The organism is Pseudomonas sp. NFR09 (assembly GCF_900111535.1).
In the GTDB taxonomy this organism is placed as follows: domain Bacteria; phylum Pseudomonadota; class Gammaproteobacteria; order Pseudomonadales; family Pseudomonadaceae; genus Aquipseudomonas; species Aquipseudomonas extremorientalis.
Window position 1 is genome coordinate 1 of the sequence record NZ_FOIH01000016.1, and the last position, 19,517, is coordinate 19,517.

Annotated in this window: 18 protein-coding genes; 6 read left to right on the forward strand and 12 right to left on the reverse strand. The window is 60.1% G+C overall.

The genetic code is table 11. The features are described 5' to 3' along the window. The 9 genes from BMX59_RS27655 to ppsA form a co-directional block, all read right to left on the reverse strand. Positions 1 to 235: transposase domain-containing protein (locus BMX59_RS27655; protein ID WP_175486696.1), on the reverse strand; the 235-nt coding region annotated here is incomplete at its 3' end. 123 nt (positions 236 to 358) lie between these two features. Next, complete coding sequence (locus BMX59_RS27660; RefSeq protein WP_071491405.1) at positions 359 to 1,339, reverse strand: OmpA family protein; 981 nt, start codon at positions 1,337 to 1,339, stop codon at positions 359 to 361. A 107-nt stretch (positions 1,340 to 1,446) separates the two neighbouring features. Further along, positions 1,447 to 2,037 carry an RNA polymerase sigma factor SigX gene (sigX, locus tag BMX59_RS27665; protein ID WP_010208495.1) on the reverse strand — a complete coding sequence of 197 codons (591 nt, stop codon included), beginning with the start codon at positions 2,035 to 2,037 and terminating at the stop codon, positions 1,447 to 1,449. 87 nt (positions 2,038 to 2,124) lie between these two features. Further along, positions 2,125 to 2,949, reverse strand: a complete 825-nt coding sequence (locus tag BMX59_RS27670) for a mechanosensitive ion channel family protein (protein WP_071491406.1) — start codon at positions 2,947 to 2,949, stop codon at positions 2,125 to 2,127. A gap of 2 nt (positions 2,950 to 2,951) precedes the next feature. After that, positions 2,952 to 3,197, reverse strand: a complete 246-nt coding sequence (locus BMX59_RS27675) for a CrfX protein (protein ID WP_092242715.1) — start codon at positions 3,195 to 3,197, stop codon at positions 2,952 to 2,954. A gap of 86 nt (positions 3,198 to 3,283) precedes the next feature. After that, positions 3,284 to 4,279, reverse strand: a complete 996-nt coding sequence (locus BMX59_RS27680; protein WP_071491407.1) for a zinc transporter ZntB — start codon at positions 4,277 to 4,279, stop codon at positions 3,284 to 3,286. A gap of 24 nt (positions 4,280 to 4,303) precedes the next feature. Further along, positions 4,304 to 4,795 carry a ribonuclease E activity regulator RraA gene (rraA, locus tag BMX59_RS27685; RefSeq protein ID WP_058427377.1) on the reverse strand — a complete coding sequence of 164 codons (492 nt, stop codon included), beginning with the start codon at positions 4,793 to 4,795 and terminating at the stop codon, positions 4,304 to 4,306. A gap of 189 nt (positions 4,796 to 4,984) precedes the next feature. After that, complete coding sequence (locus BMX59_RS27690) at positions 4,985 to 5,974, reverse strand: alpha/beta fold hydrolase (protein ID WP_071491408.1); 990 nt, start codon at positions 5,972 to 5,974, stop codon at positions 4,985 to 4,987. Between the two features lie 106 nt (positions 5,975 to 6,080). Continuing rightward, positions 6,081 to 8,456 (reverse strand): phosphoenolpyruvate synthase, encoded by a 2,376-nt coding sequence (gene ppsA / locus BMX59_RS27695; RefSeq protein ID WP_025854225.1) that lies wholly within the window; start codon positions 8,454 to 8,456, stop codon positions 6,081 to 6,083. A gap of 178 nt (positions 8,457 to 8,634) precedes the next feature. Here ppsA and BMX59_RS27700 point away from each other — a divergent pair, with 178 nt between their 5' ends. Further along, a complete protein-coding gene (locus tag BMX59_RS27700) occupies positions 8,635 to 9,453 on the forward strand; it encodes a posphoenolpyruvate synthetase regulatory kinase/phosphorylase PpsR (protein WP_003193298.1) in 819 nt (272 codons plus the stop codon). A gap of 53 nt (positions 9,454 to 9,506) precedes the next feature. On the opposite strand, the gene BMX59_RS27705 is transcribed toward BMX59_RS27700, so the two are convergent. Then, positions 9,507 to 10,931: an aminotransferase-like domain-containing protein gene (locus BMX59_RS27705; RefSeq protein ID WP_093128077.1), complete on the reverse strand. Its 1,425-nt coding sequence runs from the start codon at positions 10,929 to 10,931 to the stop codon at positions 9,507 to 9,509. Between the two features lie 160 nt (positions 10,932 to 11,091). On the opposite strand from BMX59_RS27705, the gene BMX59_RS27710 reads away from it, so the two are divergent. The 5 genes from BMX59_RS27710 to BMX59_RS27730 are packed head-to-tail and all read left to right on the forward strand — an operon-like array spanning position 11,092 to position 16,565. After that, positions 11,092 to 11,985: a DMT family transporter gene (locus BMX59_RS27710; RefSeq protein ID WP_162276406.1), complete on the forward strand. Its 894-nt coding sequence runs from the start codon at positions 11,092 to 11,094 to the stop codon at positions 11,983 to 11,985. A gap of 26 nt (positions 11,986 to 12,011) precedes the next feature. Further along, complete coding sequence (gene moeB, locus BMX59_RS27715) at positions 12,012 to 13,874, forward strand: molybdopterin-synthase adenylyltransferase MoeB (protein ID WP_092242698.1); 1,863 nt, start codon at positions 12,012 to 12,014, stop codon at positions 13,872 to 13,874. Positions 13,875 to 13,889: 15 nt separating this feature from the next. Beyond that, complete coding sequence (locus BMX59_RS27720; RefSeq protein ID WP_071491545.1) at positions 13,890 to 14,804, forward strand: PLP-dependent cysteine synthase family protein; 915 nt, start codon at positions 13,890 to 13,892, stop codon at positions 14,802 to 14,804. Positions 14,805 to 14,841: 37 nt separating this feature from the next. Continuing rightward, positions 14,842 to 15,834 carry a serine O-acetyltransferase gene (locus BMX59_RS27725; RefSeq protein WP_092242695.1) on the forward strand — a complete coding sequence of 331 codons (993 nt, stop codon included), beginning with the start codon at positions 14,842 to 14,844 and terminating at the stop codon, positions 15,832 to 15,834. A 2-nt stretch (positions 15,835 to 15,836) separates the two neighbouring features. Beyond that, positions 15,837 to 16,565, forward strand: a complete 729-nt coding sequence (locus BMX59_RS27730; RefSeq protein WP_071491414.1) for an alanyl-tRNA editing protein — start codon at positions 15,837 to 15,839, stop codon at positions 16,563 to 16,565. A gap of 68 nt (positions 16,566 to 16,633) precedes the next feature. On the opposite strand, the gene prpD is transcribed toward BMX59_RS27730, so the two are convergent. Then, a complete protein-coding gene (gene prpD, locus BMX59_RS27735; protein WP_093128079.1) occupies positions 16,634 to 18,118 on the reverse strand; it encodes a 2-methylcitrate dehydratase in 1,485 nt (494 codons plus the stop codon). A 202-nt stretch (positions 18,119 to 18,320) separates the two neighbouring features. Beyond that, positions 18,321 to 19,511, reverse strand: a complete 1,191-nt coding sequence (gene prpF / locus BMX59_RS27740) for a 2-methylaconitate cis-trans isomerase PrpF (RefSeq protein WP_093128081.1) — start codon at positions 19,509 to 19,511, stop codon at positions 18,321 to 18,323. Positions 19,512 to 19,517 lie beyond the last annotated feature (6 nt).

Consider the following 19,517-nt stretch of genomic DNA (forward strand, 5'->3'; position numbering starts at 1 on the left):
CTTGCGCGCAGATATTCAAACGCCTGGCGACCTCGTGGACGGGCTCATCACGAAACAAAGCCATGCCCAGAACCAGCCAAAGAACTTGGTCACTCGGCAAGCGGCGCCGCCGTATGGTGGCTTGCACCGAAAGGTTCAGCGCACTCGCTACCCACTCGATTGGGATGTTCTGAGTGAAGGTGCTCAGGTCAGAAAAGTTGAAGAGATCGCCGAGGTCGAGCAACTGCTGCTGAATGGGCATAAAAAAATCCGATGCCAGGAGTCTGACATCGGATTCTCTATAAAGCCCGGCCGGGACTCAAATGCTTAAGTGAACAGCATTACGGCCTGAGCCGGGCTTTTTTCTACCACTCAGTAATTACTGAGCTGTAGCTTCTACCGACGCTTCTACACGACGGTTGATGGCACGACCAGCTTCAGTTGCGTTGTCAGCAACTGGGCGGGATTCACCGTAACCTACTGCGGTGATACGGCTAGGAGCAACGCCGTCTTTAACCAGGACTTGCTTAACAGCGTCAGCACGACGCTGGGACAGCTTCTGGTTGTAAGCGTCTGGACCTACGGAGTCAGTGTGACCAGCAACTTCTACGTTGGTAGCTGGGTACTGAGCCATGAAGTCGGCCAGGTTTTTCACGTCGCCGTAGCTGTTAGGCTTAACAACCGACTTGTCGAAGTCGAACTTGACGTCCAGCTCAACACGAACAACCTGAGCAACTGGAGCTTCTGGCTCTGGAGTTGGCTCTGGAGCTGGTGCTGGGGTAGGAGCTGGAGCAACTGCGCCAGCGTTACCGCCGAAGTTTACGCCCAGGCCGACCAGTGCGGAGTAGTCCCACTTGCCGTTGTCCAGACCGTAGTCAGCTTCAACACCGGCACGTGCGTACAGGTTGTTGGTGAAGTAGTACTTCACGCCAGTACCAACGGTAGCGAAAGTAGTCTGGTCGCGACCGCTGTGGCCGTCAGCCTGAACGTTGGTACGGCTCTGGTGACCGAAACCGCCTTCTACGTATGGACGCAGGCTGTCTACGCCAGCTTGACCGAAGTGATACTGGGCAACCAGGCTGCCGGTATCGCCTTTGATCTTCTGGTTACCAGTACCGTCGTTCGAACGGGTGTGGTTGGTCTTGTCGTAGGACAGGTTCAAGGACAGGTCGTCGGTCAGGAAGTAACCGATGCGAGCGCCAGGATTGAAGCCGTCTTCGATGTGCTTGACGCTATCGTTGTACTGCTTCTTGTAGAACAGCTCGCCTTCAACTGCGCCTTGGCCTTGTGCCAGAACGCCGAAAGAAGTAGCGGCAATAAGAGAACCAATGGCCAAGCCCAAGGTGTTTTTCAGTTTCATCCGTTAAATCCCCATCTGGTGATTGTAAAGCAGTCCCACAAACCGGGGGACAACTCGGCGACAAGTCTAACAGAACTTGCCTACACGTAAGAGATATTTGCCACGCACTAAGTTTCAGTCTCGCCCGCAAATTTCTCACGTAATTTATCAAGAGCACGCTTGTAACGCATTTTTGTAGCACTCAAACCCATGTGCATGATGTCAGCGATTTCCTGAAACTCCAGCTCTGCGACAAATCGTAGCACCAGAATTTCCCGGTCAATCGGGTTCACATACACCAACCAGCGATCAAGTCCGCCCTTCTCCTCGGGTGCCGGCGCCTTCTCTTCAGATGCCTCCTCAAGGGGGTCAAGACTCAAGGCGTCCATCAAGCGACGCTTTCGCCGTTCCTTCCGATACTGCGTGATGCACTCGTTGTACGTGATGCTGTACAGCCATGTCTTGAACTTCGATTTGCCTTCGAAGTTCTTCAGGCCGTACAACACCTTGAGCATCACTTCCTGACAGACATCATCCGCATCTCTATCGTTCCCCAAATACCTTGAACAAACGTTGAACAAAGTGCGTTGATATCTGCGCATCAATTCTTCGTACGCGCGAGTGACGTGAAACAGCTCCGTGTGCGAACGCGCGACCAGCTCCTCATCAGAGAGCTCACGGGGGTCATAGCGCGTGGACAGCGTTTGGGCTTTATTCAAAACAAGTCGTGCCGACAGTCAGGTCAATGTCCGCCACAGCCCGATCACCCAGGCTCGCGGCGGCGTACATTAGCAGGGTTTGCCGGGTTAGCGGCTATTGACCTGCTGCTCCAGGAGAATCCGGTTGGACAGCGACACCAGGTCGCCGTCATCGGTCAGCACCGTCGTCTTGACCGTGCCGATCTCCTCGATTTGCCCTTCAACCTCGCCCACACGCACCTGTTGGCCCACCTGGTACAACTCACGCACATAGATTCCCGCAAGAATCTGACCGGCAATTTCCCGGCTTCCCAAGCCCATGGCCAGCGCAACGGCCAGACCAACGGTAATCAAAACGATCACAATCACGTGGTTGAGCAGGTCAGTCTTGACCTCCAACTGGCTGATCGCGACCGAAATACTGATGATAATCACCAGGCCCTGGGCAATCCGCCCCAGGCCCGCAGCATAGTCCAAACCCACGCCTTCGGCGGCGCCGCGCACCAGCCCATTGGCCAGTTGCGCCAGCAAAACACCTACCAGCAGCACCAGCGCGCCGCCGAAAACCTTCGGCAAGTACAGCGCCAGCATGTCGAGCGTAGCTGAAACTCGCTCAAGTCCAAGGGATTGAGCCGCAGAAACCAGGAAAATCAGCAAAACAAACCAATAAACGATCTTGCCGATCAACGTCGAGATGGGTACCTGCAGCCCGGCACGCCCCAACAGTTTGGTCAGACCGGTGCCTGCCATCAGGCGGTCGAGGCCCAGTTTCGCGAGCAGTTTGGACAGCAGGGTGTCGAGCAGCTTGGCCACGACAAAGCCCAGCAACACCAGCACCAGGGCACCAAACAGGTTGGGAATGAAATTCGCCACCTTGGTCCACAATGCGGTCATCGCGGTGACCAGGCTCTGGGTCCAGAGATCAAGTTCCATATTCAATCAGCCTTATCAGCAGTGCGAGCAAGAGGTTTATCACGGGAAACCGGTGAGACATGGGCCGAACCGTTGTTCAGGGCCATCATCAACGCCGGCACCCAGCGCCCGAGCAGACCGAACAGATCACCCGCGCCCACCTGACGGTTGGCGGTTTTCAGCACGCGGCCCAAGCAGGCATCGTCGTCGCGGTTGGACGGCGAGGCATTGAGCATGTCACGCAAAGACTGTTCGAACGGATCGTGCATAAGGACCTCTCGCAAGTGATTTAAAAGACGAGGGTAAATTTCTTGGGGTCACATAGGACCCTTCCTACGTTCAGGTCATATTCAGGTCAAACCCAGCGCAATCGTCGAAAAAGCCACCATTGCCCAAGCGCCACCGAGACCATCAACAGGCACGCAATCATGAATCCATAGGGGCTGGCAGAGAACGGAATCCCACCCACATTGATACCCAGCAGGCCGGTGAGAAAACTCATCGGCAGGAAGATTCCGGTGATGATCCCGAAGCGGTACATGGTGCGGTTCATGCGCACGCTCAAACGCCGGTCTTCGGCCTCCAGCACAAGCCCCACGCGCTCTCGGGTCAATTCAAGCTCTTCCAGATAACGGGTGAGGCTGTTGTTCAATTCGTTCCAATAGTCGGCATCGTCGTCACAGAACCACGGCAGTTTGATCCGCGTGAGCTGGGCGAAAATATCCCGCTGCGGCGCGAGGAATCGCTTCAGCCCGGCTGCCCGTCGACGGATCTGCAGGACGCTGCCATGTTCCGGGGTATACCGTTCGTCGGTATCGAGTTTTTCTTCCTCTACGTCGACGATTTCAGACAGGTCACTGACCAGATCCTGCACTTTATTAGTCAGGTACTGAGCCATATAAAGGATGAGTTCAGAGGCCGTCTTCGGTCCCTTGCCATCCGCCAGCTGCACCAGCAACTCATCCGTGGCGCGCAACGGACGCAACCGCAGGGAAATCACACGATTGGCCGCGGCGAAAATCCGCACCGAAACCATGTCCTCCGGTTCGGCACCGGGGTTGAGGTTGACCCCACGCAAGAACAGCAGCAATTGCGAGTCCGGCAACGGCAACAGGCGCGGGCGGGTGTTCTCCTCCAGCAAGAGGTCACAGGCGAACTCGCTCAAGCCACTGGATTTGCGCAGCCAGGTCTGGGTCTGCGGATGACTGCGATCCCAATGCAGCCACAGGCTTTCCTGGGACTGCAGTTGCAAGTCGTCGAGCTCTGTCCGGGCAATCGAACGCGCACCGCCTTTACCGTCCAGCACCAGGGCATGTACAAGCCCCCATTGCGCGTTTTCTTCCTCGAACATCCTCACCCCGTCGCTTACAGCAGTTTATTCAGGCATTTTCAGTGGGCTGGGCGACACAATCACGCCGTTATTGTCGGCGTAGATGTACTCACCCGGGCGGAACGTCACGCCTGCAAAGGTGACCACCACGTTCAGATCGCCAATACCACGCTTGTCGGTCTTCATCGGGTGACTGGCCAGGGCCTGCACGCCAAGGTCGGTCTGGGCGATGACATCCACATCACGAATGCAGCCGTAGATCACCAGCCCTTCCCAGCCGTTTTTCGCAGCTTTTTCGGCGATCATGTCGCCCAGCAGCGCACGGCGCAGGGATCCTCCACCGTCGACCACCAGCACCTTGCCAGCACCAGGCTGGTCGGCTTGTTCCTTGACCAGAGAGTTATCTTCGAAGCATTTGATGGTGACAATCTCACCGCCGAAGGAGTCTCGGCCGCCGAAGTTGCTGAACATCGGCTCGAGCACCTGCACCAGCTCCGGGTAGGCGTCGCACAGGTCGGGGGTCACATAATGGTTCATTGAACAATTCCTTTCCGTCAAAGAGGTGTCTTTCGAAAGAAGCGCCAGCCCAAGCAGGTGCGAAACATCCCATCCACTTCGTCGCAACGCAATAGTCACTGCGCGACTGAATATGACCAGAAGCGTTTAACGCGTCATATCTTAGCCGCAACCACACACGAGTGAAACGCCCTTGGCAGAGCCCTGCCCTCAAACAGTGGCCAACACCTCGGGCTGCACGCCGAACAATGGGGCGAGCGGGTCCTTCAGCCATTGCGCCACCAGTGGCCACACTTCAGCCTGTGCGGCTTTGCTGACGAGCATTTCAACGTGCCCGAAATCCTCGGTAAACCCTTGCTGACGGCCGAGGCACAAGTATTGACGGTGCTCGGAACCGACCTGCTCGAACAGCTTGCGACAGGCCCAGTCGGGGTCCTGACGATCGCCGGCAGCACTGACCGACAGCAACGGCACGTCGACCTCCGCCAGGCCTTTCCACCAGTCGTTCTTGCCTTCGCCAAAGCGGCCAAACAGGCCATTCCAGCGCATGGCTTCGATCATCACGCCTGCCGGCTCGTCCTCCGGGCCACGCTTGAGGCGCGAGCCGGAGACTTCGCCGAAGCGTTTCAAGAGCAAGCGCCCCGTCCATTCCACCGGTGGCAGCTTCAACGGCCAGTGGGTGCGGCTGACCTGGCAGCCAAACAACGCCACCGAAGCCACGGCTGGCGCGCCAAGGTGCCGCCCGCCAAGCGCCGCCGCCAGACTGGTGCCACCCAGGGAATGACCGATCCAGTGAGGAACCTGCCCGCTTTGCTCGCGCACGAACGCGCCAATGGCCGGCAAGTCGTAGCGCGCATAGTCAGCGACGCGGTTGCGTGCGTAGTCATGATTGCGCTTGGACAAACCATGACCACGCATTTCCGGGATCCACACATCAAATCCCTGGCGTGCCAGGTAAGCGCCCAGGCCGATGCCTTTGGGCGAATACCAGAAGCGGCGATTGGAAAAACTGCCATGCAATAAAATAACCGCAATGCCCCGGTTTTCCGGGACATCGGCCAGGCCCAAACGGGTAACTGCCAGCTCGACGGTGCCGTCGGGGCTGTTACCGGGCTTGAGGCGGTACACGTCTTCACTCAGGTCGCCACGACGCTCAGCGCTGATCAGGGCGACGGGAAACAGGTTGCTGCTGCTTTGCATAATGCTCTTGCACAAAAAAGGGCGGCGTCCGGAAGGAGTTCCGCCCTGCACAGATAAGAATGCCGGTCACCCTCATCGGGTGACCGGCACTTTTGACATGACGATCTTAGGCGGACGCCTGGCCTTCCGCCAGGAAGAACCAGGTTTCCAACACGGAATCAGGGTTCAACGAGACGCTTTCGATGCCCTGCTCCATCAGCCATTTGGCCAGGTCAGGGTGGTCGGAAGGACCTTGGCCGCAGATGCCGATGTACTTGCCGGCCTTGTTACAGGCCTGGATGGCGTTGGCCAGCAGCTTCTTGACCGCAGGATTTCGCTCGTCGAACAGATGGGCGATGATTCCGGAGTCGCGGTCCAGGCCCAGGGTCAGCTGGGTCAGGTCGTTGGAACCGATGGAGAAACCGTCGAAGAACTCGAGGAACTCTTCGGCCAGGATGGCGTTGGACGGCAATTCGCACATCATGATCACGCGCAGGCCGTTTTCGCCACGGGACAGGCCGTTTTCTGCCAGCAGGTCGACCACTTGGCTCGCTTCGCCCAAGGTGCGCACGAACGGCACCATGATCTCGACGTTGGTCAGGCCCATTTCGTTGCGCACGCGCTTGAGGGCGCGGCATTCGAGCTCGAAGCAGTCACGGAACGCTTCGCTGATATAACGCGAGGCGCCACGGAAGCCCAGCATCGGGTTTTCTTCTTCCGGTTCGTAGAGCTTGCCGCCGATCAGGTTGGCGTATTCGTTGGACTTGAAGTCCGACAGGCGCACGATGACCTTTTTCGGGTAGAACGCCGCCGCCAGGGTGCTGATGCCTTCCACCAGCTTCTCGACGTAGAAGCCCACCGGGTCGTTGTAGCCGGCGATGCGCTTGTCGACGCTTTCCTTGATGTCCAGCGGCAGGCCGTCGTAGTTCAACAGGGCCTTGGGGTGCACGCCGATCATACGGTTGATGATGAACTCCAGGCGGGCCAGGCCCACACCGGCGTTCGGCAACTGTGCGAAGTCGAAGGCACGGTCCGGGTTGCCGACGTTCATCATGATCTTGAACGGCAGGTCCGGCATGGCGTCGATGGAGTTCTGCTTGATGTCGAAGCCCAGTTCACCTTCGAAGATGAAGCCGGTATCGCCTTCGGCGCAGGACACGGTCACGCCCTGGCCGTCTTTGAGCAGCTGGGTGGCGTTGCCGCAACCGACTACCGCAGGAATCCCCAGCTCACGGGCGATGATCGCTGCGTGGCAGGTGCGCCCGCCACGGTTGGTGACGATGGCGCTGGCGCGCTTCATTACCGGTTCCCAGTCCGGGTCGGTCATGTCGGAGACCAGTACGTCGCCCGGCTGGACCTTGTCCATTTCGGACACGTCCTTGATGATCCGCACCTTGCCGGCGCCGATGCGCTGGCCGATGGCACGGCCTTCCACCAGCACGGTGCCGGTTTCTTTGAGCAGGTAGCGTTCCATGACATTGGCCGAGGTGCGGCTTTTCACGGTTTCCGGACGGGCCTGCACGATGTACAGCTTGCCGTCGTCACCGTCCTTGGCCCACTCGATGTCCATCGGGCACTTGTAGTGCTTTTCGATGATCATCGCTTGTTTGGCCAGCTCGCTGACTTCAGCGTCGGTCAGGCAGAAACGCGCACGTTCGGCCTTGTCGACTTCAACGGTTTTCACGGAACGACCGGCCTTGGCCTCGTCGCCGTAGATCATCTTGATGGCCTTGCTGCCCAGGTTACGGCGCAGGATGGCCGGGCGACCCGCTTCGAGGGTGCCCTTGTGTACGTAGAATTCGTCGGGGTTGACCGCGCCCTGTACGACGGTTTCACCCAGGCCGTAGGCGCCGGTGATGAACACCACGTCACGGAAGCCCGATTCGGTATCGAGGGTGAACATCACGCCGGCGGTGCCGGTTTCCGAACGCACCATGCGCTGTACACCGGCAGACAGGGCCACCAGCTTGTGGTCGAAACCCTGGTGAACACGGTAGGAAATGGCGCGATCGTTGAACAGCGAGGCGAACACTTCCTTGGCGGCGCGGATGACGTTTTCCACGCCGCGGATGTTCAGGAAGGTCTCTTGCTGGCCGGCGAAGGAGGCGTCCGGCAAGTCTTCGGCGGTAGCCGAGGAACGCACGGCGACAGCCATGTCCGGGTTGCCGGCCGACAGGGTGGCGAAGGCGGTACGGATCTCTTCGTTGAGCTTCTCGGGGAACTCGGCTTCCATGATCCATTGGCGGATCTGGGCACCGGTCTTGGCCAGGGCGTTGACGTCATCGACATCCAGGGCGTCCAGCGCGGCGTGGATCTGAGCGTTGAGGCCACTCAGTTCGAGGAAATCGCGGTAAGCCTGGGCCGTGGTGGCGAAACCACCGGGCACCGACACGCCAGCGCCTGCAAGATTACTGATCATCTCGCCGAGGGATGCGTTCTTGCCCCCTACGTGCTCTACATCATGGACGCCGAGCTTATCGAGGGAAACTACGTACTCTACCAAGGTGATCTCTCCACTTTCTGTGTTGGAAAAGCTCAGGACGCCGGCTGCTCAATAGGAGCTGTCGCCCGCGCTTGTGGCCTGGACCTGGAAAATAAGTGAGAATGCGGCCCACCGCGGGACGGCAAAATCGCGCCTATCATATCCAAGATTCGCCATCAGCTTAAGGCCCAGGGCTCAAATGAAACGATCTGCTTTCTTTATCTCCGACGGCACCGGCATCACAGCCGAAACACTGGGCCAGAGCCTGCTCGCGCAGTTCGAAAACATTACCTTCGCCAAATTCACGCGGCCGTACATCGACAGCGTGGATAAAGCGCGGGCCATGGTACAACAAATCAATCTGGCGGCTGAAAAAGACGGTTTTCGGCCGATCATTTTCGACACCATCGTCAATCAAGACATCCGTGAGATTCTCGCAACGTCGAATGGTTTCATGATCGATATTTTCTCGACCTTCCTGGCGCCATTGGAGCAGGAGTTGAGCGAACACTCCTCGTATTCGGTCGGAAAGTCCCATTCCATTGGGCATAACTCCAACTACATGGAGCGTATCGAGGCGGTGAACTTCGCCCTCGACAACGACGACGGCGCCCGTACCCATTACTACGACAAGGCTGACCTGATCCTGGTGGGCGTGTCGCGCTGCGGCAAAACGCCCACCTGTCTGTACATGGCCATGCAATTCGGCATCCGTGCGGCCAACTACCCGCTGACTGAAGACGACATGGAGCACCTGACGCTCCCGGCGGCCCTGCGCGCGCATTCGCACAAGCTGTTCGGGCTGACCATCGACCCGGACCGGCTGACGGCGATCCGCAATGAGCGCAAGCCCAACAGTCGCTATTCGAGCTATGCCCAGTGTGAGTTCGAAGTGCGCGAGGTAGAAAATCTGTTCCGTCGCGAGAATATTGCGCACATCAATTCCACGCATTTCTCGGTGGAAGAGATTTCGGCGAAGATTCTGGTGGAGAAAGGCGTGGAGCGGCGCTTCAAATAACGCCTTGATACGCTGTTGCACCGTGGCGAGCGGGCTCGCCACAACAAACCCTGCTACAACTGGAAGCGTCCCCCGCCCTGCCCCAGCGCCGTGGCCAGCGCATCAAACCCCGCCCGCAATAACTGATCATCCCCCGACGTATTGCAGATACTCGCCCGGATAAACTGCGGCACCGCCGTCTGCCCCACGGCAAACGCCTCGGCGGTGGCGATCAGGTAATTGTTCTGCTTGAGCTCGGCCTCGATCTCCGACGCCCGCCACGGCTCCGGCACTTCGATCCAGAAGTGCGGGCTGTTGAGGTGAGTGCGGTATTCCAGGCCCATCAGCAGGTCGCGGACCAGGGCCTTGCGGCGGCTGATCTCGTTGATCTGCTGGCGCAGCAGGTATTCCGCCGTGCCGTTCTCGATCCACTGGGTCGCCAGCTCGAGGGTGACGGGGGTGGCCATCCAGCAGGTGGAACGCAGGGCCGCCGAAATACGGCTGACCAGCGCGGGCGGCGCATGCACATAGCCCACACGCAGCCCGGCGGACACCGCCTTGCTCAGGCTGCTGATCAGAATCGTACGCTCAGGGGCGAAATGGCTGAGGGGCGGCGGCCGATCCTCCACCAGTACGCCGTGGGCTTCGTCCTCAAGAATCAGCAGATTGTGTTCGCGACAGACTTTGACCAACGCTTCGCGACGCGCCACCGAGAGCACGGCGGTGGTGGGGTTCTGGATGGTCGGCGTGCAGTACAGCGCTGAAATCCGGTGATTACGACAGACTTCGTCCAGCGCGCTCGGCAGTACACCCTCTTCGTCCATCTCCAGCCCGATCAAGCGAATACCGAGCATGCGGGCGGCGGTGATCAGGCCGGGGTATGTGAGTTGCTCAGTCACAACGGTATCTCCGGCCCGTAACAGCGCCATCATCGAGCAGAGCAAGCCATGCTGGCCGCCGTTGACGCAGATGACCTGCTCGGGGATCGGATGAAAATCGCGCTGCACCAGCCATTGTGCCCCCGCTTCACGGTAGCGCGGCAAGCCGGCATCCGGTGTGTAGGCACTGATGTCCTGGAGGAACTTGGCGTTGGTCGACAGGGTTTGAAAGCTCTGGGCCAGGAACACTGTCTCCTGCCCCGGGATGTGCATATTCCGGCTCATGTCGAAGTATTGGCGCGGTTCTTCACTGAAGTTGCGAAAGCCTTCATCGCGCTGGCGCTCCATCCCACGCTTGCGCACGAACGTGCCGTCACCGACCCGCGCCACCACCAGTCCCAGGCGTTCCAGTTCGCCATAGGCGCGGCTGATGGTGCCGATCGTGACGCCAAGATTGTCGGAAAGCACCCGGTGGGGCGGCAGTTTTCTTCCTGGCTCAATCAAGCCTTCAAGGATGCCCCGTTCCATGACATCGGACAGGCGCTTGTACTTCACGCCCTGACCGTTGGACAACCCCTCACGCATAATTGACACCATGTCAATATTTGTTTTGACAGCCATCTTTCGCCCTAATAGTGTGCTTTTACGGGTTCAATCGCCGAATTTTACAACTCATTACAAGCTCAATATAGAGTTCAATTCCGGCTCAGGGAAGCAATAAACGATGCCAATGTCCGCCGTTCTCGAAAACACCGCCAAGACCAAAACCCAAAAACAGTGGCTGGCCGGGCTGATCACCAGTGTGATGTTCCTGATCGTATGCCTGAGCTGGGGCACCACCTGGCTGGGCATCAAGATTGCCGTGGAGAGCGTGCCGCCGCTCACCTCCGCCGGCCTGCGCTTCCTCATCGCCTTCCCGCTGTTCCTGTGCTTTGCCATGGTGCGCCGCGAGCCGGTCCTGTTTCCCCGCGAGAGCCGCTGGTTCTTCGTGTTCGTGACCCTGTCCTACTTCAGCGTGCCCTACTACCTGCTCAACTACGGCGAGATGCATGTTTCGTCCGGCCTTACCGCGCTGCTGTTCAGTTGCATGCCGGTGTTCATCCTGATTTTCTCCGCGCTGTTCCTGCGCGAACGCATCTACTTTTCCCAGGTGGTCGGCATCGGTATCGGCTTCGGCAGCCTCTACATGATCATCAAGAGCCAGGGCCTGCACCTGGACCACGCCGAGTTCTTCGGGGTGCTGGCGATTCTGACCGCCGCGATCATGCATGCCTTGTGCTACGTCATCACCAAGCAGAAAGGCAGCGCCATCAGCGTAATCACCTACAACACGCTGCCCATCGGTATTGCCGGGCTGATGCTGTTCGTCGCCGGACTGTGGTTTGAAGCGCCGACCTTCGAAGCCATCACCCTGCGGTCATGGGGTGCGCTGTTCTACCTGGGACTGGTGGCCTCGGTGGGTGGGTTCATCGTGTACTTCATGCTGCTCAAGCGCTTGAGCCCGATCATCCTGTCGTTCGTGTTCATCATCTTCCCGGTGTTCGCGGTGATCATCGGCGCCTGGTACGAAGGCGTGTCGATTTCCCGCGACCTGATGCTGTACTCGGCCATCCTGCTGGCCGGCTTTGCGATCACCAAGCTGCCGGTTGAAAAACTCCTGGCCAAGAAAAATTGACCCTCCTACCACCATGCGAGAGAAACATGGACGTCCTCCGCCCCGAAGCCCTGGAACAGATCTACGCCCACGCCAGCCGCAGCTACCCCGAGGAGTGCTGTGGTTTTGTCTTCGCCGACGGCAGCGTGTACCTGGGCAGCAATATCCAGAACGAGTTGCACAGCAAGAACCCCGAGATGTACCCGCGCAACGCCGCCAACGGCTACACATTCTCGGTGGCCGACACCCTGCTGCTGAGCAAAGCGTTTCGCAGCAACAACCCAGTGGTGGTGATCTACCACTCCCACCCGGATGTCGGCGCCTATTTCAGCGACGAAGACGAGGACAAGGCGCTGTTCATGGGCGAACCGATCTACCCCGTCAGCTACCTGGTGGTGGACGTTCGCCAGGGCCAGTCCCTGGGTTCCAAGCTGTTTGCCTGGGATGGCAAGCATTTCGCCCTTCAACCTTTCAACGACCTGCACACGGAGTTGTCCATGAACGCTGTCTCTTTCCCCGACATTCTGGTTCGCGTGGCCAAGCTGCCGGAATCGACCCTCGAGGGCGCCGGAACGACATTGCGCGAAGTCATTGAAAACCTCTGCAGCAGCCACCCGCAGTTGCGTGCGCACCTGTTCCACGAGAAGAACAACCAGCTCAAGGAGCACTTTCTGTTTACCGCCGAAGAAGAACTGGTCGGCGCCGACGATCCGCTTCCGGAAAAAGCCCGGATCGAAGTACTGCTCGCCACCTCGGGCGGTATGGATGTCGATGCCCTTAGCAATGAAGAAGTGCAACGCTACGTGCGCCATATCACCCTGCCCGGCGTCGGCCGCGAAGGCCAGTTGAACCTCAAGAAAGCCAAGGTGCTGATCATCGGCACCGGTGGCCTTGGCTCACCGATCAGCCTGTACCTGGCAGCAGCCGGCGTCGGCACCCTGGGGCTGGTGGACTTCGATGTGGTGGAAAGCAGCAACCTGCAACGCCAGATCGTGCATGGCAACAGCACCCTCGGCATGCCCAAGGTCGAGTCCGCCAAGCAACGTCTGCAAGACCTCAACCGCCATATCCAGATCAACGCCCACGACACCGCCCTGAACGCCGATAACGCCCTGGAACTGGTGGGCGCCTATGACCTGGTGATCGACGGCACCGACAACTTCGACACCCGCTACCTGGTCAACGACGCCTGCGTGCAATTGGGCAAGCCTTTGGTATACGGCGCCATCTACCGTTTCGACGGGCAGATCAGCGTACTCAACTATAAAGGTGGCCCCTGCTACCGCTGCCTGTTCCCCAGCGCGCCGCCCGCCGAACTGGCGCCCAATTGCAGCGCCGGTGGCGTGATCGGCGTGTTGCCCGGTGTGGTCGGGATGATCCAGGCCACCGAGGCCATCAAGCTGTTGATCGGCATCGGTGAACCGCTGTCCGGCCGCTTGATGCGCTTCGATGCGCTGGCAATGAAGTTCAGCGAGATCCGCTTCAAGCGGCGTGCCGACTGCCCGTGCTGCTCCGAACTGCGCCACAGCGAAAGCGTGGCGCCGGCTGTCTGTGCGGACGCTGTGCCCAGCCAGCCGTCCCTGGCCGAAGAGCGCTACATAAAGCCCCGTGTACTCAAGCAATTGCTCGAACACCCGCGCAGCGTCGATGTGTTGCTGGACGTGCGCGATGCCAGCGAACTGGAGGTGTGCAAATTGCCAGGTGTGGTGCATATCCCCCTGGCCGAACTGGACAATCAGCTCGACCGCCTCAGCCGGGACAACACCCACTACCTGATCTGCTACGCCGGCACCCGCGCCGAGCAAGCCGCCAGCACCTTGCTGGCGGCGGGTTTCGCCAATACCAAAGTCCTGCAGGGCGGCATGAAGCATTGGGTTCGCGACGTCGAACCTGACATGCCCTTGTATTGAGCCGAGGACTGAATGATGTTGCACAACTCCATTCTCGAGGTCATCGGCCAAACGCCGATCGTGCGCCTGGCGCAGTTCTCCGAAGACCTCGGCATCGAGGTCTATGCCAAGCTCGAATCCCTCAACCCGGGCGGCAGCCACAAGGCGCGCATCGCCCTGGGCATGATCCTCGACGCCGAACGCCGGGGTGTGCTGATCCGTGACTCCGGGCAAACCATCATCGAGCCCAGCGGCGGCAATACCGGTATCGGCCTGGTCATGGCCGGCAATGTGCTGGGCTACAAGGTCGTGCTGGTGATCCCCGACAACTACAGCCCCGAAAAACAGAAGCTGCTGCGCCTGTACGGGGCCAAGGTGGTGCTGTCGGACAGCCGCCTGGGCAACAACTCCCATGGCGAAAAGTGCATGGAGCTGCAGTTGGAAAACCCCAGCTACGTGATGCTCAACCAGCAACGCAACGGCGCCAACCCGCAGACCCATCGCGACACCACCGCGCCGGAAATCCTGCGTGCGTTCGGCGAGCGTCGTGCTGACTACTTTGTCAGCGGGATCGGCACGGGCGGGCATATCACAGGCATCGGTGAAACCCTCAAAGCCGCCTGGCCGGGGCTGCGCGTCATGGGGGTGGAACCGGAAGAATGCGACCTGCTGAAAAACCAGCATGCGCCGCACCATATCCAGGGCCTGTCGATCGGCCTGATCCCGAGCATCCTCAACCTGGACGTGATCGACGGCATGCTCAAGGTCTCGCGCCAGGATTGCATCGACATGATGAAACGCATCATGCGCACCGACGCCATCAGCCTGGGCTTGTCCTCGGCCGCCAACATGGTGGCTGTCGCCCAACTCGCCCCGGAACTGCCGCCCGAAACGGTGGTGCTGACCATGGTCTACGACAATGCCGACAGCTACCTGCCCAGTTTCGAATAAGCGCTCTTCCAACCAATCAGACTAAGGGGGTGCCTCAATGGGTGGCTTTATCGACATGCAACAGTTGCACGATGAGTTGCTGACTCACCTCATCAAGACCCTCACGCCGGCACAGATGAAGCAGCTGGAGCCGCATCTGGCGCCGCTGGTACAGAATGCCGCCCAGGCGGTGGCCGAGGATTTGATCGCCTACGCCTACCGCGACCCGGCATCACGCGGGCGGGGTGAGCTGATCCTGGAGTCCTACGCGTCGTTCAAGGCGGTGCTGTATTACCGGCTGGCGCACCTGGTGTGGCATTTCCCCGACCAGACCAACGGCGTCTTCTCCCGTATCGCCCTCAAGCTGAGCAACCAGGGCAAGGTGCTTTCCGGCGCCGAGATCCACCCGGCGGCGCGTATCGGTCGGCGCTTCGTACTGGACCACGGCTACGGCACCGTGATCGGCGAAACGTGTGAGATCGGCAACGACTGCTACATCCTCTGCGGCGTGACCCTGGGCGCCCGCGGCATCGCCAACAACCCCGACGGCAAGCGCCATCCACGTCTGGGTAATAACGTCGAGGTCGGTTCCGGCGCCCGCGTGCTCGGCTATGTGTTGATCGGCGACAACGTGTTTATCAGCCCGTCCTGCGTGATCACCCAGGACGTGCCCGCCGGCACCAAGGTGAAGGTGGTAAACCAGATCCAACTGCAAAAAAACGACGAGTCGGACCACAGTAAATACCTGGGCGCCTTCGCCCTGGATGAGCGTCTGCACGTGGTCGGCGAGATCAATACCAGCCACAAGGTCACGGTGCTGGACGCCGACTTCCATCCCTTGCCCGGGCTGATGCTGGAGCCTACGGTGAAGGAACGTCACCACCTGCAATTTCGCCTGCATCGCATCGAATCGGGCAACCACCTGCCACGCCTGCCGCTGAACCTGAAGGTCTGCGGCCCGGAATTTGAAATCACCCTGCTTTCCCCGCCTGGCTTGAGTGCGATGGTGCGCTCCCTGTTGCAAGCCAGCCCATTGATCGTCGGAGGTTGAACATGTCCGTGCACACCATGGAAACCCTGGCGCTGTTCGACAGCGCCCCCTACCAGAACGCCTTCAGCGCCCGAGTGATTGCCGTCAGCGAACACGGCGTCGCCCTGGAACACACGTTGTTCTACCCCACCGGGGGCGGGCAGCCAGGCGACACGGGGCACCTCACCCTGGCAGACGGTACGCGGGTCGAAGTGACCGGCACAGTGCGCGACCCGGTGCAGCGCTCGATCATCTGGCACCAGGTGGAACACTGCCCCGAACAATTGACCGCCGGGGTGCAGGTGGACGCCGGCCTCGACTGGGACCGGCGCTACCAGCACATGAAGATGCACACCTGCCTGCACCTGTTGTGCTCGATCATTGACGCGCCGGTCACCGGATGCAGCATCAGTGCAGACAAAGGCCGCCTGGACTTCGACCTGCCGGAAATGACCCTCGACAAAGACAGCATCACCCGCGACCTCAACGCGCTGATCGAGCAGGCCCACCCGGTGAAAACCCTGTCGATGCCGGCCACCGAGTACGCCACCCTGCTGCAGATCACCCGCACCCAGGCGGTGGCGCCACCGGTGGTCCAGGGAGCGGTGCGGGTGATTGAAATCGCCGGTATCGATATCCAACCATGCGGCGGCACCCATGTGCTCAACACCGAAGAAATCGGCCGGGTGTTCTGCGAGAAGATCGAGAAGAAGAGCAAACACAACCGCAGAGTCATACTGCGATTCGAGTGAACACGGTCAACTGTGGGAGGCCCCCTCCCACATTCATTGGATTTGCACAGGTGAATACGTGGTGTCTGCTAGATCACGAACAGATCCACAAACCGGTTTACCGGTGTCGCCTCGAGCCGCGCCTGATCCTTGCACAACGCAAAAATCTCGGCACTGCGCTGCGCGGTAAACCGTGTGGCCAGGTTGGCCTTGAACTTGTCTTCCAATAACGGAATGCCCTCCACCCGGCGGCGGCGATGGCCGATCGGGTACTCCACCGCCACCTGTTCGGTATGCGTACCATCCTTGAAGAACACCTGCACCGCGTTGGCAATGGAGCGCTTGTCGGCCTCCAGGTATTCGCGGCTGTAGCGCGGATCCTCGACGATGACCATTTTATCCCGCAGTTCATCGATGATCGGATGGGCGGCGTGGAATTCGTCTTCGTACTGCTCGGCCACCAGATTGCCGAACGCCAGTGGCACGGCGGTCATGTATTGCAGGCAGTGGTCACGGTCAGCGGCGTTGGCCAGTTGTCCGACCTTGGAGATGATGCGAATCGCCGATTCATGAGTGGTGATCACGATACGCTCGATTTCATGCAAGCGATCCTTGACCAACGGATGCAAGGTCACCGCCGCTTCGCAGGCCGTTTGCGCATGGAACTCGGCGGGGAAGCTGATCTTGAACAGCACGTTCTCCATCACATAGGTGCCGTAGGGCTGGGACAGACTGAACCCACGCTTGTCCTTCGGTTTGAGCGCCAGGTCCTTGTTGGTATGGCTGAACAGTACGTCATAGAACCCCCACTGCGGCGCGCTCAACACGCCAGGGATGCCCATCTCGCCGCGCATCGCGATATCCGCCAGACGCACGCCCCGGCTGGAGGCATCTCCCGCCGCCCAGGATTTGCGCGAACCGGCATTCGGTGCATGCCGATACGTGCGCAATGCCTGCCCATCGACAAACGCATGGGACAGGGCCGCCAGCAGCTGTTCACGGTTGGCCCCCATCAGTTTGGCCGTCACCGCCGTTGAAGCGACTTTCACCAACAGCACATGGTCGAGACCGACGCGGTTGAACGAGTTTTCCAGGGCAATCACGCCCTGGATTTCGTGGGCCATGATCATTGCTTCCAGCACCGCGCGCAGGGTCAGCGGTGCCTCGCCGTTGGCGATGCGCTTTTGCGACAAGTGGTCGGCCACAGCGAGGATGCCGCCGAGGTTATCCGAGGGGTGGCCCCACTCGGCGGCGAGCCAGGTGTCGTTGTAGTCGAGCCAGCGTACGATGCAGCCGATGTCCCACGCCGCCTTGACCGGATCCAGCCGGAACGAAGTGCCTGGTACACGAGCGCCAAACGGCACCACCGTGCCCTCGACCATCGGCCCCAGGTGCTTGGTGCACTCCGGGAAACGCAGGGCCAGCAGGCCGCAACCCAAGGTGTCCATCAGGCAGTTGCGGGCGGTGTCCAATGCATCCTGAGAGTCGATCCGGTAAGTGAGGACATAATCGGCGATGTCCTGCAGGACCTGGTCGTAGTCGGGACGGTTGTTCTGGTCGACGTTGGCGCTCATGGCAGTACTCCTAAAAGGTTGGGTCAGTCCTCAGGATCACGGTTGATCGCTCCATCGCAGGTCTCGCCGCCTGCTTGGGGGTATGAAGATCCAATGTGGGAGGGGGCTTACCCCGATGGCGGTGGGTCAGTTGATATATGTGTCTGCTGACACACCGCTATCGGGGGCAAGCCCCCTCCCACACTGGGGACAGTGTCGGTTTTTAGAACGCGTCGCCGGGCACGCGTACGAAACCTTCCATCAGCACCCGGGCGCTGCGGCTCATGATGGCTTTCTTCACCACCCACTCGCCGTTCACCTGGGTGGCCTCTGCGCCGACGCGCAAGGTGCCGGACGGGTGCCCGAAGCGCACGGCATTGCGCTCCACACCACCGGCCGCGAGGTTGACCAGGGTGCCGGAAATCGCCGCCGCCGTGCCGATCGCCACCGCCGCCGTGCCCATCATCGCGTGGTGCAATTTGCCCATGGACAGCGCACGCACCAGCAGGTCCACATCACCCGCCTTGATCGCCTTGCCACTGGACGCCACGTAGTCGGCCGGCTTGGCCACAAACGCCACCTTCGGCGTGTGTTGGCGTTGGGCGGCTTCGTCCAGGTGCTGGATCAGGCCCATGCGCAACGCGCCATAAGCCCGCACGGTCTCGAACATTGCCAGGGCTTTCGGGTCGCTGTTGATCGCGCCTTGCAGCTCGGTGCCGGTGTAGCCGAGGTCTTCGGCGTTGATGAAGATGGTCGGGATACCGGCGTTGATCAGCGTCGCCTTGAAGGTGCCGACGCCAGGCACTTCCAGGTCGTCCACCAGGTTGCCGGTGGGGAACATCGAACCACCGCCGCCCTCTTCTTCCGCCGCCGGGTCCATGAACTCCAACTGCACTTCGGCGGCCGGAAAGGTCACGCCATCCAGTTCGAAGTCACCAGTTTCCTGCACCGCGCCGTCAGTGATCGGCACGTGGGCAATGATGGTCTTGCCGATGTTGGCTTGCCAGATACGCACCACAGCCACGCCGTTGTGGGGCAGGCGTGCCGGATCGACCAGGCCGGCGCTGATGGCAAAGGAACCGACCGCCGCCGACAGGTTGCCGCAGTTGCCGCTCCAATCAACGAAGGGTTTGTCAATGGAGACCTGGCCGAACAGGTAATCCACGTCGTGATCGGCGCGGGTGCTTTTGGCCAGGATCACGGTCTTGCTGGTGCTCGAGGTGGCGCCGCCCATGCCGTCGATTTGCTTGTCGTAGGGGTCGGGGCTGCCGATCACCCGCAATAGCAAGGCATCGCGTGCGGCGCCCGGCACCTGCGCCGATTCGGGCAGGTCTGTGAGGCTGAAAAACACGCCCTTGCTGGTGCCGCCACGCATGTAGGTGGCGGGGATCTTGATTTGCGCTACGTGTGCCATGGTGTC

What these genes read in the sequence shown, in the direction of transcription:
- BMX59_RS27660 (WP_071491405.1), bottom strand. Translation starts at nt 1,339, where the DNA reads ATGAAACTGAAAAACACCTTGGGCTTGGCCATTGGTTCTCTTATTGCC.
- BMX59_RS27670 (WP_071491406.1), bottom strand. Translation starts at nt 2,949, where the DNA reads ATGGAACTTGATCTCTGGACCCAGAGCCTGGTCACCGCGATGACCGCA.
- BMX59_RS27675 (WP_092242715.1), bottom strand. Translation starts at nt 3,197, where the DNA reads ATGCACGATCCGTTCGAACAGTCTTTGCGTGACATGCTCAATGCCTCG.
- BMX59_RS27680 (WP_071491407.1), bottom strand. Translation starts at nt 4,279, where the DNA reads ATGTTCGAGGAAGAAAACGCGCAATGGGGGCTTGTACATGCCCTGGTG.
- rraA (WP_058427377.1), bottom strand. Translation starts at nt 4,795, where the DNA reads ATGAACCATTATGTGACCCCCGACCTGTGCGACGCCTACCCGGAGCTG.
- BMX59_RS27690 (WP_071491408.1), bottom strand. Translation starts at nt 5,974, where the DNA reads ATGCAAAGCAGCAGCAACCTGTTTCCCGTCGCCCTGATCAGCGCTGAG.
- BMX59_RS27700 (WP_003193298.1), top strand. Translation starts at nt 8,635, where the DNA reads ATGAAACGATCTGCTTTCTTTATCTCCGACGGCACCGGCATCACAGCC.
- BMX59_RS27705 (WP_093128077.1), bottom strand. Translation starts at nt 10,931, where the DNA reads ATGGCTGTCAAAACAAATATTGACATGGTGTCAATTATGCGTGAGGGG.
- moeB (WP_092242698.1), top strand. Translation starts at nt 12,012, where the DNA reads ATGGACGTCCTCCGCCCCGAAGCCCTGGAACAGATCTACGCCCACGCC.
- BMX59_RS27720 (WP_071491545.1), top strand. Translation starts at nt 13,890, where the DNA reads ATGTTGCACAACTCCATTCTCGAGGTCATCGGCCAAACGCCGATCGTG.
- BMX59_RS27725 (WP_092242695.1), top strand. Translation starts at nt 14,842, where the DNA reads ATGGGTGGCTTTATCGACATGCAACAGTTGCACGATGAGTTGCTGACT.
- BMX59_RS27730 (WP_071491414.1), top strand. Translation starts at nt 15,837, where the DNA reads ATGTCCGTGCACACCATGGAAACCCTGGCGCTGTTCGACAGCGCCCCC.
- prpD (WP_093128079.1), bottom strand. Translation starts at nt 18,118, where the DNA reads ATGAGCGCCAACGTCGACCAGAACAACCGTCCCGACTACGACCAGGTC.
- prpF (WP_093128081.1), bottom strand. Translation starts at nt 19,511, where the DNA reads ATGGCACACGTAGCGCAAATCAAGATCCCCGCCACCTACATGCGTGGC.